Raw genomic sequence first — 14535 nt, forward strand, 5'->3', positions numbered from 1 at the left:
ATTAGGCACGCCGCCAGCGTTCATCCTGAGCCAGGATCAAACTCTCCAATAAAGTTAGTTTGTCTAGCATCTAAAATAAAAATTGACGTTTCACGTTGTTTGTTTCGTTCAGTTTTCAAAGAACTAAAAGCGGGTGAAGAGAATCGAACTCTCGACCAGAGCTTGGAAGGCTCTTGTTTTACCACTAAACTACACCCGCGTGGTCGGGAAGACAGGATTTGAACCTGCGACCCCCTGGTCCCAAACCAGGTGCTCTACCAAGCTGAGCCACTTCCCGTAATTGGCGCGCCCGAGAGGAGTCGAACCCCTAACCTCTTGATCCGTAGTCAAACGCTCTATCCAATTGAGCTACGGGCGCTTATTCATGATGTTTTTTCGTCGTTGTAATTTGGCGACTCAATTATCTTATCATACTACATTTTCAAATGCAAGTACTTTTTTAAGATTTTTTTGATGCGGCCGAGAGGACTTGAACCTCCACGGGGTTTCCCCCACTAGGCCCTCAACCTAGCGCGTCTGCCGTTCCGCCACGACCGCGCGGAAAAAACAAAAGTGAGCCATGAAGGACTCGAACCTTCGACCCTCTGATTAAAAGTCAGATGCTCTACCAACTGAGCTAATGGCTCGTAAATGGCTGGGCTAGCTGGATTCGAACCAGCGCATGACGGAGTCAAAGTCCGTTGCCTTACCGCTTGGCTATAGCCCATCGAAATAATTATCTTCTTTTCAAAGACAAATGTTATTGTAACATAATATCCAATAAAAAACAACTGCTATATAGCAGAAGTTAAAATGGCGGTCCCGACCGGGGTCGAACCGGCGATCTCCTGCGTGACAGGCAGGCATGTTAACCACTACACCACGGGACCATTTGGTTGCGGGGACAGGATTTGAACCTGCGACCTTCGGGTTATGAGCCCGACGAGCTACCGTGCTGCTCCACCCCGCGACAATACTATTCATATAAAATTATATGGTGGAGGATGACGGGATCGAACCGCCGACCCCCTGCTTGTAAGGCAGGTGCTCTCCCAGCTGAGCTAATCCTCCGAAGTGGTGACCCGTACGGGATTCGAACCCGTGTTACCGCCGTGAAAGGGCGGTGTCTTAACCACTTGACCAACGGGCCAATATGTATGGCAGAGAAGAAGGGATTCGAACCCTCGCACCGCGTTAGCGATCTACTCCCTTAGCAGGGGAGCCCCTTGAGCCACTTGGGTACTTCTCTGTATGGCTCCGCAGGTAGGACTCGAACCTACGACCGATCGGTTAACAGCCGATAGCTCTACCACTGAGCTACTGCGGAATAATGAAGACAATTTGTATCTTATAAAAATTCTCTCTGTAAGTCAAGAAGTTTTTAACAACATCTTGTTCAAACGTGACATGTTTATAATATACTGGATTGCGTTTTTACTGTCAAGATGTTTTCGATATCGGTTTGAGTTTCCCTTTACACTTTCCACAGACATATCTTTTTGTATTTATTTGACGCCTTCTTACATATTGAAGTGAACACTCCATACATTCATACTTATAAATCTTTTTTTCCTTCTCTTCATTAATCATTCGTTTACAAAAACGTGGTGCATCAACTTTCTTTAACAACTCACGAAAATCCCTGTCCCTGTGCTTATACCCTCTTCCTGCAATATGTAAGTGATAATGACAAAGCTCATGTTTAATAATCCCGACTAACTCTTCTTCACCATACACTTCGTAATATCGATAATTCAATTCGATATTATGACTCTTCAATAAATAACGCCCACCAGTTGTACGTAATCTATTATTAAACACTGCTTTATGTAAGAACGGCATCTCAAAGTATTGTAGTGACACTTCTTCCACTAGTCGCTGAATTTCTTGCTCATCCACTCTCATTCCTCCTAAACAAAAAAATATTTTTACACTTTTCTCCCTTCTTATACATATATTAAATAGTACATATACCCATCCTCATGTAAGAAGCGTGGTTTCTAAAAACAAAACATGAATAGAAATCCACTCACCAACCTCTCATCAATAGCATTTTAGATTTTTGAGAGCAGGATTAAACAAGGAGGGATTCCTATGCCTACGTGGCTAAAAAAACAAATGCAACGTGCATATTTCGAAAAAAACCGGTATCAAATTAAGTTATTAAATGAATGCTGGTTTTATTATAGCAAAATACATCAAAGCTCATAATCCATTACACTTTTTATTCCATAAAAAAAGAGCAGTTTCATCTGCTCTCTTCTCTTACTATTCAATCGGCAACATAGATAGTGCAACGCGTCCTTTTTTTGTATCAATATCATCTACCCATACTTTTACAATTTGCCCTACTGATACAACATCTAGCGGATGCTTTACAAACTGTTTGCTAAGTTTAGAAATATGTACTAAACCATCTTGCTTTACGCCAACATCAACAAAAGCACCAAAATCAACAACGTTACGAACTGTTCCTTCTAATTCCATACCACGTTTTAAATCTTCTAATTTCAAAATCCCTTTTTTCAGAAGTGGTTTAGGCAACTCATCCCTCATATCGCGTTCTGGACTAATAAGCGCATCTATAATATCAACTAACGTCGGCTCCCCAACTCCTGTTTCTTGAGATAACTTAGAAATCTCTACTTCTTCCAATCTCTTTTGTAATTGCGGTTGTCCTACGTCATCTATCGATAACCCTAGACTCTTCAATAATAATTCAACATTTTTATATTGCTCTGGATGAATACCTGTTCGATCTAATGGATTCGCTCCTTCTAGTATACGTAAGAAACCTATACATTGTTCATACGTCTTTGCACCTAAACGTGGGATTTTCTTTAATTCCGTGCGCTTCGTGAATTTCCCATCTTCTTCTCTCTTTGCCACAATATTTTTCGCAACAGTTTTCGATAAACCTGAAACATATTGTAACAATGCAACCGAAGCCGTATTTACATTAACCCCAACTTGGTTAACAGCTGTTTCTACTACAAATGTTAATGATTCATTCAGTCTCTTTTGAGATACATCATGTTGGTATTGTCCAACCCCAACTGATTTAGGATCAATTTTCACAAGTTCAGCAAGTGGATCTTGCAGACGTCTCCCAATAGAAACGGCACTTCTCTCTTCAACTTGTAAATTTGGGAATTCCTCACGGGCTAAATCAGAAGCTGAATATACACTAGCACCCGCTTCATTTACAATAATATAAAAGACATCTCGGTTCACACTTTGTAATACATCTACTATAAACTCTTCTGTTTCTCTAGATGCTGTCCCATTACCAATTGCAATCATTTCAACTTGATATTTATCTATAATAGAAAGAACTTTCGTTTTTGCATCATCATATTTACGAACAGGTGGATGCGGATAAATAACATCGATATGTAGTACTTTCCCCGTATCATCTACTACAGACAATTTACAACCAGTTCTATATGCCGGATCTACCGCTAGCACGACTTTCCCTTTCATCGGAGGTTGTAATAATAAGTTACGTAAGTTCTCAGAGAAAATATGTATTGCTTGTTCTTCAGCTGTTTCTGTTAATTCTTTACGAATCTCTCTTTCGATTGAAGATTGAATTAATCGTTTATAACCATCTTCAATCGCTAATTGTACATAATGTGCACTTTTCGAATCGTTATCACGAATTACTTTCTTATTTAAGAAAGTTACTATCTCATCTACTGGCGGAACAACAGCAACTCTCAATATATCTTCTTTCTCGCCACGATTCATTGCTAATACACGATGTGGTACTACTTTTTGCAATGGTTCTTCATAACTGTAATACATTTCATATATATTCTTTTCATCTTTTTCTTCATCTTTCACGGACGAAGACATAACACCTTTTCTAAAAGTAACATTTCGAATCCAACTACGATACGCAGCTTCATCTGAAACCATTTCTGCAATAATGTCTTGTGCACCTTGTAAAGCTTCTTCTGCAGATTGCACTTCTTTCTCTACATTAATAAATTCCACTGCCTTTTTAGCCGGATCTTCTTTCTTATATAACAATAACCATTCAGCTAATGGTTCTAATCCTTTTTCTTTAGCAATTGTCGCTTTCGTTCTTCTTTTCTCTTTATATGGACGATATAGATCTTCTACTTCTTGCAACTTTGTAGCTTTAACAATTTGCTGTCGTAGCTCTTCTGTCAGTTTCCCCTTCTCATCAATAAGACGAAGAACTTCTTCCTTCCTATCTTCAAGTTGCATCATATATTGCCATCTCTCTAAAATCGTACGAATTTGCACCTCATCTAAAGAGCCTGTCCATTCTTTTCGGTAACGAGCAATAAATGGAACTGTGTTACCTTCTTCTGTTAATTGAATAACATGACGAACTTGCTTTTCGGTAAAGCCTAATTCTTTCACTAACATTTTCATTAACGCTTGTCGATTATCTACCATTTCCATATACAACCGTAACCTCCTCTATAATAAAAAAAGTTGCCCTTCAAAGAGAGCAACTTAAACTGCCGATTTAAAAATCTATTAGTCCTAAACTAATTTGTAACGCTTCATCTACACGACTCATCATCACTTCATCCAAATGAGTGATTTTGTCCGTTAAGCGTTGCTTATCGATTGTTCGAATCTGCTCAAGTAAAATAACAGAATCTCTCTCAAAACCATACTTTTTCGCATCAATTTCCACATGAGTGGGTAATTTCGCTTTTTGAATCTGTGCAGTAATAGCCGCTACAATCACCGTTGGACTAAAACGATTTCCGATGTCATTTTGAATGACAAGAACCGGACGAACGCCTCCTTGCTCAGAACCAACAACTGGGGAAAGGTCTGCAAAATACACGTCGCCGCGTTTTACAATCAAAATATTACCCCCCGCTAACTAAGCGTTCTACTGTATGAGCTGCTTCATACTCTGCTAAGAAAGCTTCAGATGCAATACCAAGATTAATTTTTCCCATTTCAATGTACCCACGTCGCATTGATTCATGTTGGTAGCGTTTCTTCGTCTTATGTTGACGCAATAACAATTGTGTTGCCTGGCAAATTAGTTCATGGCGATTCTTATTCTCTTGTTTTCCAATTCCGTCCAATTCCGTTACCATTTGCTTTGGCAACCGAACCACGATTTCAGTAGTTACACTTGATTCGGACACAAAAATACACCTCCACCGTCAACTACACACCCAAATATATATATGACACCTATTGTAATAATACCATTGTATGGAGCCTGTTGCAAAGACTTCCTTATTCCTTGCTTATGTTTTCCAATTCACAAACAAAACATTCATCTTCTTAAATTTTTTATCTCATAACTCACTAAAAACAATAGAACTCCTCTTCAAAACTTACGTGCAACTTATATAAAAAATGATTATAAGTAAAAAGCTTCTCATCAAAAAGAGCTTATTATCCAGCAATGAACAGTCACCCCAATGACAAGAAGCAATCATACTACCTTCTATATATTGTTCAAGTAATTAATTATCTCTACAACCTTACCATTCCGTATAAATATTCTTGGCACACGGAAACTGATCGTTGCAATAATTTCATAATTAATAGTCCCTGAGTATTCCGCAACCTCTGTAGCGCTAATATACTCATCTCCTTGCCTTCCAATAAGCGTAACTTTCGTACCAAGTGGCACTTCACAAGGAAGATGAATCATGAACTGATCCATTGTTACTCGCCCTACAATCGGTACCCTTTTACCATTTATAAGCACTTCAAATCCTTGTAACCTTCTAAGCCACCCATCTGCATAGCCAATCGCTACAGTCGCAATCCATTCTTCAGTTTTCGTTCGGTAGGTGACATTATAACTAATTCCATCACCTTTAATTACCTGTTTAATATGAGCGACTTTCGTATGAAGTGATAGCGCCGGTTCTAATTCAAATGGTAAAAAAGGACGTATTTCTACAGAAGGAGATAATCCATACATTGCAATCCCAATTCGCACTGCATTAAATGTAATCCCTTGAAAACGTAACGTCGCAGCACTATTAGCTGTATGAACAAACTTAGGATCCACTCCGAATTCTTTCAACCAACTTAACTGCTCTAAGAACGTGTTATATTGCTTATCAAAATACGAAGTCTCAACCTCATCTGCCGTTGCAAAATGCGTGTATACTCCTTCTAACTCTAAAAACGGTGCACCCTCTAAACTCTTTAAAAATTCTTTTAGCTCTTTTCTTTCACGTATTCCAATTCTCCCCATACCACTATCAAAGTTAATATGGAATTTCATTACAGATGAACCATCCCAAAGTTTAATTGCTTCGTCCACCCATTCTTTTTGAAAAACAGTTAGCGCTACATCATTTTCAGCAGCTACATTTACATCACGCGGCGGCGAGGGACCTAACACTAAAATCGGCTCAGTAATACCAGCCCTCCGAAGCACTAAAGCCTCATCTAAAAAAGCAACAGCTAACCTTGTTGCACCTGCTTCTAATGCCGTTTTAGCCACCGGTACATAATCGTGCCCATATGCGTTTGCTTTAACTACAGCAAAAATCTCTACATTACTTGGGATGAACTCTTTAATATGTGTAACGTTGTTATAAATGGCATCTAAATCCACTTCCACCCAAGTGTCACGGTAAAATGGTGCTTCTTCCATAAATACACTTCCTTATACACGATATGCGAAGCTTATTCTTTTATATGCTTCTTTTATGAAATCCACCTTCAAACTAAGAAAAGACGTGGTGCACATATATCACCACGTCTAAGAAGTTTACTTCACCTGCTTCGCTGTAACTGAACGAGCAACCATTAACAGCTCCTTCGGCTCTAAACCTTTAGACACGAGCATATATTCTACTCCGTTATGCGACCACGTTACAGAGTCTTTTGTTAATGCACCAATCGTAAACCCAAGATCAACTGGTTCTCCACTTACACTTACCGCTGATGATGCCTCTGCAACTTTTGCCTTTTCTTGTATTAAAGTAAAGGATTTCTTATTTCCAGTGTATGTGAGTATCGCACGCTTGCCACTGTCTGTCTTCAACTCTTTTTCATCTTGCAGAGTCATACCTTGTGGTGTATCAAGTGGATACAAAATAGCAAACGGTTTGTCTTCTTTCGCTGTTGTTTGAACATCTACCTGCGCTCTAGACATATTTTGTTTCGTATCAAATGCACCTTTATCAAATTTCGCATCGAATTTCACTTTAGAGAAATCTACTTTCACAAGAACATTTTGATCATTATCCATTAACTTCACTGAAACTGGAGTCAAGTCGCTCTTATTCAATGTAATCTCTTGTCTCGGCAACATATTTTGATGTTGATAGTTTGTTTTTGTTTTAAAAATATAATACTTATCTGTTTTCTCAAAAGTAAGGTTTTTCTTGTCCTGCAAAATATCTCTTACAAGTGATTCATATAAATAAGCCTGGCTACTATTTTGCGGCCAATCACTTTGAAAACGGAAGCTCTTATTAAGTGCTGGCGTTAATACAAATACACCTTCTTCATTTCTCAAAATAATTTGGCTCTGATCTTTTTTTGCATTTTTTAAATTCACACGATAAAAAGACGGTTCCTTATGCCAAATCTCTACGTTATACTCTTGAGGCTCATTGCCTGTTTTAATAGATAATTTTGCCTCAGCTTGATAACTTTTCATCCCTTTTACTTTTGATTCTAAATCTCTCACGACATCATCTTGCTTCTTTTCCATACAACCCGCCAACACAAAAACGGTCAATAAACCGACAAGAACTAAAAACAGACGCCTTTTCATCAATTCAGCCCCTTTGCCCCTATAAATGAATGGAAGATGTACCTTCCTTATCGCTACCTCAAATATATGAGACAAAGATATAAAATATGCAGACTAGCGTGACGAGCTTTCTAAAACAACTTGAGCAACAGCAAATTCCTTACTATGACTAATTGATAAATGAACAATATGCTCTGTACTTGTAATCAGAATTGGCTTACCTCTTTCATCATTTTTCACTTCAATATCTAAAAAACTCACTTCTTTTCCGATACCAGTACCTACAGCTTTTGAATACGCCTCTTTCGCTGCAAACCTTCCAGCTACAAACTCTGTAAGGCGACTTCCTTTCAGCTCCATAGCAACATTACGTTCATTTTCCGTTAAAATACGTTCCATAAATTTAAGCTTTCCATCTAGCATTTTTTCAATACGATTTAATTCAATAATATCGATACCAATCCCTATAATCATTTCAAAATCCCCTTCTTCTATTTAACTTTCTTCTTTCATATTGATAAGAATAACAGAGAATCTTTCTGATGCAAAAGGGGTGATAGTAACCGTATGCTAATAAGATCCACTCATATTTCTTTACAACCGACTATTCTTACCTTACTGCTTATTCATTTAGTCATGATGATATTAGGCGACTTTTTTCTCTTACCACTGGCAGCCTCTAATGAATATATCGCGAAAGGAGAATGGTGGCGTGTCATAACTTCTCTTCTCGTACACGTAGACTTACAACATTTTCTTTCTAATAGTATTTTTTTGTTTGCTCTTGGTTCTTCTATCGAAAAGCAACTCGGACACTTTTCTTTTTTTATTCTATTTTTTCTCTCTGGAATTTCTGGAAATATTTCTTCTTATATTATTATGCCGCTTGAATATATTCACGCAGGTGCATCAGGTGGTATTTTCGGACTATTAGGTGCACAGTTATTTTTATTGTACAATCGATACCGCTCTTCAAAACCAAAAGAAATTGCCATTTTCTCAATTATGATACTTCTATTACTGCTATTTACTTTCTTTAACCCTTCTGCCAATCCGATCAGTCATTTAACAGGTTTAATAACCGGTGGCATTTTAACCCCTTTTTTAACAAAAAAAAACGATGGTGCAAAGCTTATTTAATATAAAAGCTTGCACCATCGATAATTTCTACATCTACTTGTTCACTTAAATCTCTCATTAATTGAAATAAAGACTCATCCTTCATCTTCGCCTCAATCATACAATCAATTTGCGGAACACTTCCCTTTATCCTTCTTAAAAAAGATAAAAATGCGTCTACATTAATATAATCTGCATGAGCTCTTGGATCTTTTCCCTCTCTAGGGCTAGAGATATGCATTTTAATCGGCAACAAAGACGTTTCCCACGTATGAACAACACGTGCCCAATCTTCATACCAATCTTCTTGCTCATTATTCATCATATGGTGATGCAAGTCAAATACGACGGGAATATCTAATTTTTCTCCTAAATATAATGTTTCCTCTAACGTAAAGGTTGTATCATCATTTTCTAATATAATCATTTCTTGAATACCCCTTGGGACATTCGACCAATTCTCTATAAAGCGCTCTAATGCAAGTTCTTTATCTTTATATCCTCCTCCAACATGCAGTACACATCGTTGCTTATGTTCAATCCCCATGCCTTTTAATAATTTTTTGTGCATCTGCAATGTTTTTACAGATTGTTTAAAAACACTCTCCTCAGGTGAATTTAGTACAACAAAATGATCTGGATGGAAATCAATTCTCATATTCATATGAACTGCATATTCACCTAGTTTTTTTAAATTTTCTTTTAACGGACGAATATAGTTCCACTCTAGCAATTCCTCATGATTCGCTAAAGGAATGAGCTTTGAACTGAGCCGAAAGAAAGATATGTCATGTCCTTTATTATGCTTTAATAAACGTAAACAATTTTCTAAATTGGAATTAGCAATTCTTTCAAGCTTACGAATTGCAGCATCACGATCATCTAATTTCTGAAACTGTGCATACGTCATCGTTTGAGATGGAGATGCATTCTTCAAATGTACACTCATCGCAACGTAACCAAGCCTTACAAGCATATAACAGCCCCTTTTCTATCATAACTATTATGTAGTATGCACAATTATAGAAATAAAAAAAGAGAATGCCCGCAAAGGGCATTCTCTTTTTTATTAAGCTTGTGGACGGCTATGATGTTTTCTTTCGCCGCGTCCATTTGAAGAACCAGGGCGACCTTGGCCTTCACCTCTACGACCACGACTACCACCATCACGATTACGATCGCGGTTACCATCACGATTGCGATCACGGTTTCCGTCACGATTACGTCCATCACGGTTACGGTCACGATTACGTCCATCGCCACCGCCGCGTGCATCACGACTACGATTACGGTTACCATCACGGTATCCGCCTCCGTTACCGCCGCGTTTTTTAGAACCGCCGCCTCTTGAAACAACAGGTGGTTCTGATGTTAAAGCGATCGGAGTTGTATCCGGCTCTTTAGTCATCATTTTTAAAGCAGCAGCTACTACTGTTACAGAGTCATTTTCTTCTAACATTTCTTCTGCAATACGCTTGTAGTATGCTAAGTTTTCATTTTCAATTGTGCTTTGAAGCTTTTCAGCGATTAAACGTTGTTGACCTTCTAATGCCTCGTCAAGTGTCGGTGCATCCATACGGTCCATTTTACGTTTTGTTGTACGCTCGATATTTTTTAATTGTCCTGATTCACGTGGTGTTACAAATAGCATTGCAATACCTTTTTTACCTGCACGACCAGTACGACCGATACGGTGAACGTATGATTCTGGATCTTGTGGAATATCGAAGTTATATACGTGCGTTACGCCTGAAATATCAAGACCACGTGCAGCAACGTCTGTTGCAACAAGAACTTCAATAGAACCTTCTTTAAATTTACGTAATACAGACATACGTTTCGCCTGAGTTAAATCACCGTGAATACCTTCTGCAGCATAACCACGTAAGTTTAATGCTTCTGATAATTCATCAACACGACGCTTTGTACGACCGAATACGATTGCAAGCTCTGGAGATTGAATATCTAATAAGCGTGTTAACACGTCAAACTTTTTCTTTTCTTGCACTTCTAAATAGAACTGCTGAATGTTTGGCATTGTTACTTCTTTTGCTTTTACTTTAATGTGTTGAGGCTCAGTCATGAAACGCTCAGCAATACGGCGGATTGGATCCGGCATTGTCGCTGAGAATAGTAATGTTTGATGTGTTTCTGGCACATCTGTTAAAATTGCTTCAATGTCTTCAATGAAGCCCATGTTTAACATTTCATCCGCTTCGTCAAGAACAACTGTCTCTACGTTTTGCAGACGAAGTGTTTTACGGTTAATATGATCTAAAATACGACCCGGCGTACCAACAATAATGTGTGGGTGTTTTTTTAGAGCACGAATTTGGCGGTTAATATCTTGACCACCATAAATTGGTAAAATACGAACGCGTTTATGCTTACCAATTTTGTATAATTCTTCTCCAACTTGAATTGCTAATTCACGCGTTGGCGCGATAACAATACCTTGAACCGATTCTTTATGTGTATCCACTTTATCTAATAGTGGTAATCCGAATGCTGCTGTTTTCCCTGTACCTGTTTGCGCTTGCCCAATAATATCTTTACCTTGCAATGCATGTGGAATTGTTTCAGCTTGAATTGGTGTAGCCTCTTCAAAGCCCATACTTTCAACAGATTGCAGTAAAGAATCACTTAATCCTAATTCTCGAAATGTTGTCAATGTTACTTCTCCTTTTCTATCCTATACTTATCATTTAAAAAAAGGCGTTTTCCGAATTTGCGGAAAAGCCCTTTTCCTGAATGCTCACGTATATAAACGGGCGTATATTCTTCACGAAAATACTTCTAAACGTTATTACACTTTATCAATTATAAGTTTTGTATGTGTAAAAAGCAAACCCAACTGTTACCTTATTTTCATATTCAGAGTTTTTTTCTTCACTTTTATTTTTTTATATTTACTGTAAGCGCTTATTATAAGTTTCTTCTATTTTCGTAACTATCATCCCTATTTATATACACCAATTATTTCAACATCGTAATTACTTCTTCTAATTTCATACCGCGAGATGCTTTTATTAATACAACATCTTTCACATCGACTACTGCTTGTAAATCTTTTACTAACTCTTCTTTATTATCATACGCCTTTACACGTTCATTAGGGAAATTAATTTTCGCTCCTTCAGCAATTTGAGCCCCTAATCTACCGTATGTGAATACATGTGAGATTTTTGCTGGATCAATTAATTTTCCTACCTCATAATGGAACTGTACTTCTTGATCTCCAAGTTCTAACATATCACCGAGCACAACGATTTTTTTAGCAAAACCATCTAAACCATTCATTAAATGGAATGCTGCTTCCATAGCCGTCGGGCTTGCATTATAAGCATCGTTGATAATTGTTAAACCACTATTTGTTTTCACAATTTCCATACGCATGCCCGTCATTTGAAGTGTTACTAAACCTTCTTTCATCTCTTCCCACGTTACACCAAAATGTTTCGCAATTGCCATTGAAGCAAGTGTATTATACACATTATGTTTTCCTAACACCGGTAAGTAGAATGAAATATTTTCATCTCTATTCATTTTGAAATGTGTCCCAGTTGCTTGTAATGTTACAGTCGTTGGATAATAATCGTTTGCTCTTGCATCACCAAACGTAACCGTTTCTGCTGCTAAATTCATTCCAGGAACACGATTCGTTAATAAAGGCTCATCTCCGTTATATACGAACACGCCACCTTCTTGTAATCCTGTAACAATTTCTAATTTCGCCTCAGCAATTGCCTCACGAGATCCTAAATCCATTAAATGTGCCTCACCAATATTTGTAATGATAGCTGCATTAGGACGAGCTAACTTAGATAAGAATTCAATTTCGCCTCGGCTTGACATACCCATCTCTAATACTGCTACTTCTGTATTTTCTTCTAAGTTTAAAATGGTAAGAGGTAATCCGATATGGTTATTGAAGTTCCCTTCTGTTTTTTGCACTTTGAATTTAGTCGCAAGAAGACTTGTTACAATATCTTTCGTAGATGTTTTACCGTTACTACCCGTTACACCTACAACTTTAACATCCAATTGATCGCGATAGTTTTTCGCTAACATTTGCAATGCCGATAGCGTGTCTTCTACAAAAATAACCGGAAGATTCTCAGGTGGATTCGCTACATCTTTCATCCATAATGTAGCCACAGCTCCATTTTCAACAGCTTTATCTACAAAAGCATGCCCATCGAAGCGCTCCCCTTGAATCGGAACATACAAGTTTCCTTTTTCAATTTTTCTCGTATCAATAGACACGCCTTGAATAGTAATTCCCTCATATTGCTCTGCTAATTCAGTACCATTTACCATCTGTTCCACTTGCTTTAACATTCGCTTTATCATATATAAACGCTCCTTACATAGAGGAAGCACTATTCCTATGAATAGTGCTTCCTCCTTTTTTGTTAGATTGTATATTTAATTTTTTGTTTTTCTTCGTGACGTTCAATCGCTAAACGAATTAGCTCTTCGATTAATTCTGGATACGGTAACCCAGTATGTTGCCATAATAGAGGGAACATACTGAACGGTGTAAATCCTGGCATTGTGTTTACTTCGTTAATATACACTTCTCCATCTTTCGTTAAGAAGAAATCAGCTCGCGTTAAACCTGCACCGTCTAATGATTGGAATGCAATAATCGCATCACGCTTAATTACATTAGATTCTTCTTCTGTCATTTCAGCTGGAATAATTAGCGCCGTATCACCATCGATATATTTCGACTTATAATCATAGAAGTCCTTTTTCGGAACGATTTCACCTACAACTGAACATTTCGGCTCATCATTACCTAGTACCCCAACTTCTACTTCACGACCTACAATATTTTCTTCTACAATAATTTTGCGATCAAATTGGAATGCCTCTACAAATGCATCCTCAAGTTCTTCACGATTTTTACACTTATTAATACCAACACTTGAACCAAGGTTCGCTGGTTTTACGAAGCAAGGATATCCTAACTTATCTTCTACTTTAGAATAAGCTTCCTCACGATTTTTTTCCCATGCACTACGAATGAAGGATGCATATTTTGCTTGTTTTAAACCAGCCTCTGCAAAGATGTTTTTCATAACAACTTTATCCATACCAGCAGATGATGCTAGAACACCATTTCCTACATAAGGGATATTCATTAATTCTAATAGTCCTTGAACCGTTCCATCTTCACCGTTTGGTCCATGTAGTAATGGGAAAATAACGTCAATAGCGTTCTCCTCAGAAGCTGCAGATGGGATAATTTCTGTACTTAATGATAACGGAGAAATCGCATTTTCTGCACCGCTCATTTTTAAAGCTTCAACATCTGTTACTTCGCCTTCAATACGCTCACCGCGTATCCATTGACCTTGTTCTGTAATATAAATTGGATGAATCTCGAATTTATCTTGATTTAACGCTTTAATAGCAGCAAGAGCCGTCTGTAGCGAAACTTGATGCTCAGCTGATTTTCCACCATATAATAAACCTAATTTAATTTTCGTCAATGAAATCACCCTAACCAATTGTTTTCATTTTTCTATTTTAGCACTTTTTATAAAAATAGGTAGTTCCTATTTGAAATAAAATGTAACTTCCATAAATAATTAAATAACATCACTTATTGGTTTTTCATTTCATTTTCTATATAACTACACAAAATAAAATGGCAATCTAATCTAGTTATGTACCTAAAATATGTAGAAATC

At 37.6% G+C, this 14535-nt stretch carries 13 protein-coding genes and 12 tRNA genes; 2 read left to right on the forward strand and 23 right to left on the reverse strand.

Annotated features, from left to right (window positions below; translation table 11 throughout):
- Positions 1-128: 128 nt before the first annotated feature.
- The 13 genes from GBN91_RS25135 to GBN91_RS25195 all read right to left on the reverse strand — a co-directional run bounded on the left by GBN91_RS25135 (position 129) and on the right by GBN91_RS25195 (position 1878).
- Positions 129-199 (reverse strand) — tRNA-Gly (locus GBN91_RS25135).
- 1 nt (position 200) lies between these two features.
- Positions 201-277: transfer RNA gene (locus tag GBN91_RS25140), tRNA-Pro, on the reverse strand.
- A 4-nt stretch (positions 278-281) separates the two neighbouring features.
- Positions 282-358, reverse strand: a tRNA-Arg gene (locus tag GBN91_RS25145).
- A 96-nt stretch (positions 359-454) separates the two neighbouring features.
- Positions 455-537: transfer RNA gene (locus GBN91_RS25150), tRNA-Leu, on the reverse strand.
- Between the two features lie 16 nt (positions 538-553).
- Positions 554-626, reverse strand: a tRNA-Lys gene (locus tag GBN91_RS25155).
- A gap of 5 nt (positions 627-631) precedes the next feature.
- Positions 632-706: transfer RNA gene (locus tag GBN91_RS25160), tRNA-Gln, on the reverse strand.
- 87 nt (positions 707-793) lie between these two features.
- Positions 794-869: transfer RNA gene (locus GBN91_RS25165), tRNA-Asp, on the reverse strand.
- Between the two features lie 3 nt (positions 870-872).
- A tRNA-Met gene (locus tag GBN91_RS25170) sits at positions 873-949 on the reverse strand.
- 25 nt (positions 950-974) lie between these two features.
- Positions 975-1050 (reverse strand) — tRNA-Val (locus GBN91_RS25175).
- Positions 1051-1054: 4 nt separating this feature from the next.
- Positions 1055-1129, reverse strand: a tRNA-Glu gene (locus tag GBN91_RS25180).
- 8 nt (positions 1130-1137) lie between these two features.
- Positions 1138-1228: transfer RNA gene (locus tag GBN91_RS25185), tRNA-Ser, on the reverse strand.
- Between the two features lie 3 nt (positions 1229-1231).
- Positions 1232-1306, reverse strand: a tRNA-Asn gene (locus GBN91_RS25190).
- A 113-nt stretch (positions 1307-1419) separates the two neighbouring features.
- Positions 1420-1878 carry a SprT family protein gene (locus GBN91_RS25195; protein ID WP_000344237.1) on the reverse strand — a complete coding sequence of 153 codons (459 nt, stop codon included), beginning with the start codon at positions 1876-1878 and terminating at the stop codon, positions 1420-1422.
- A 195-nt stretch (positions 1879-2073) separates the two neighbouring features.
- Between GBN91_RS25195 and cmpA the strand changes: the two genes are divergently transcribed.
- Positions 2074-2190: a cortex morphogenetic protein CmpA gene (cmpA, locus tag GBN91_RS25200; RefSeq protein ID WP_001143642.1), complete on the forward strand. Its 117-nt coding sequence runs from the start codon at positions 2074-2076 to the stop codon at positions 2188-2190.
- Positions 2191-2247: 57 nt separating this feature from the next.
- On the opposite strand, the gene GBN91_RS25205 is transcribed toward cmpA, so the two are convergent.
- The 6 genes from GBN91_RS25205 to acpS all read right to left on the reverse strand — a co-directional run bounded on the left by GBN91_RS25205 (position 2248) and on the right by acpS (position 8188).
- Complete coding sequence (locus GBN91_RS25205) at positions 2248-4416, reverse strand: Tex family protein (protein WP_000426236.1); 2169 nt, start codon at positions 4414-4416, stop codon at positions 2248-2250.
- A 67-nt stretch (positions 4417-4483) separates the two neighbouring features.
- Positions 4484-4834 carry a type II toxin-antitoxin system endoribonuclease NdoA gene (ndoA, locus tag GBN91_RS25210; protein WP_000635965.1) on the reverse strand — a complete coding sequence of 117 codons (351 nt, stop codon included), beginning with the start codon at positions 4832-4834 and terminating at the stop codon, positions 4484-4486.
- A gap of 4 nt (positions 4835-4838) precedes the next feature.
- Positions 4839-5126, reverse strand: a complete 288-nt coding sequence (locus GBN91_RS25215) for an antitoxin EndoAI (RefSeq protein WP_000004570.1) — start codon at positions 5124-5126, stop codon at positions 4839-4841.
- Positions 5127-5434: 308 nt separating this feature from the next.
- Positions 5435-6604 (reverse strand): alanine racemase, encoded by a 1170-nt coding sequence (gene alr / locus GBN91_RS25220; RefSeq protein ID WP_000390615.1) that lies wholly within the window; start codon positions 6602-6604, stop codon positions 5435-5437.
- Positions 6605-6721: 117 nt separating this feature from the next.
- On the reverse strand, positions 6722-7672 hold the full coding sequence (locus GBN91_RS25225; protein ID WP_002004297.1) for a LolA family protein: 951 nt from the start codon (positions 7670-7672) through the stop codon (positions 6722-6724).
- A 156-nt stretch (positions 7673-7828) separates the two neighbouring features.
- Positions 7829-8188: a holo-ACP synthase gene (gene acpS / locus GBN91_RS25230; protein WP_000583415.1), complete on the reverse strand. Its 360-nt coding sequence runs from the start codon at positions 8186-8188 to the stop codon at positions 7829-7831.
- Between the two features lie 93 nt (positions 8189-8281).
- Between acpS and GBN91_RS25235 the strand changes: the two genes are divergently transcribed.
- Positions 8282-8854, forward strand: coding sequence for a rhomboid family intramembrane serine protease (locus GBN91_RS25235; RefSeq protein WP_000908523.1), 573 nt, complete (start codon positions 8282-8284; stop codon positions 8852-8854).
- Here GBN91_RS25235 and uvsE read toward each other — a convergent pair.
- The 4 genes from uvsE to GBN91_RS25255 form a co-directional block, all read right to left on the reverse strand.
- Positions 8847-9809 carry a UV DNA damage repair endonuclease UvsE gene (gene uvsE / locus GBN91_RS25240; RefSeq protein ID WP_000961166.1) on the reverse strand — a complete coding sequence of 321 codons (963 nt, stop codon included), beginning with the start codon at positions 9807-9809 and terminating at the stop codon, positions 8847-8849. The two genes, GBN91_RS25235 and uvsE, sit on opposite strands and share 8 nt — an antisense overlap.
- A gap of 93 nt (positions 9810-9902) precedes the next feature.
- A complete protein-coding gene (gene cshA, locus GBN91_RS25245; RefSeq protein WP_000206585.1) occupies positions 9903-11504 on the reverse strand; it encodes a degradosome RNA helicase CshA in 1602 nt (533 codons plus the stop codon).
- Between the two features lie 305 nt (positions 11505-11809).
- On the reverse strand, positions 11810-13186 hold the full coding sequence (gene murF / locus GBN91_RS25250; protein ID WP_000595957.1) for a UDP-N-acetylmuramoyl-tripeptide--D-alanyl-D-alanine ligase: 1377 nt from the start codon (positions 13184-13186) through the stop codon (positions 11810-11812).
- A gap of 62 nt (positions 13187-13248) precedes the next feature.
- Positions 13249-14334, reverse strand: a complete 1086-nt coding sequence (locus GBN91_RS25255) for a D-alanine--D-alanine ligase (protein WP_016124207.1) — start codon at positions 14332-14334, stop codon at positions 13249-13251.
- Positions 14335-14535: the final 201 nt, after the last annotated feature.

Origin of the sequence: Bacillus sp. B1-WWTP-T-0.5-Post-4 (assembly GCF_009183795.1) — a bacterium.
GTDB lineage: Bacteria > Bacillota > Bacilli > Bacillales > Bacillaceae_G > Bacillus_A > Bacillus_A cereus.

Coding starts and splice junctions, on each gene's coding strand:
- cmpA (WP_001143642.1), top strand. CDS start 2,074: ATGCCTACGTGGCTAAAAAAACAAATGCAACGTGCATATTTCGAAAAA.
- GBN91_RS25205 (WP_000426236.1), bottom strand. CDS start 4,416: ATGGAAATGGTAGATAATCGACAAGCGTTAATGAAAATGTTAGTGAAA.
- alr (WP_000390615.1), bottom strand. CDS start 6,604: ATGGAAGAAGCACCATTTTACCGTGACACTTGGGTGGAAGTGGATTTA.
- GBN91_RS25225 (WP_002004297.1), bottom strand. CDS start 7,672: ATGGAAAAGAAGCAAGATGATGTCGTGAGAGATTTAGAATCAAAAGTA.
- acpS (WP_000583415.1), bottom strand. CDS start 8,188: ATGATTATAGGGATTGGTATCGATATTATTGAATTAAATCGTATTGAA.
- GBN91_RS25235 (WP_000908523.1), top strand. CDS start 8,282: ATGCTAATAAGATCCACTCATATTTCTTTACAACCGACTATTCTTACC.
- uvsE (WP_000961166.1), bottom strand. CDS start 9,809: ATGCTTGTAAGGCTTGGTTACGTTGCGATGAGTGTACATTTGAAGAAT.
- murF (WP_000595957.1), bottom strand. CDS start 13,186: ATGATAAAGCGAATGTTAAAGCAAGTGGAACAGATGGTAAATGGTACT.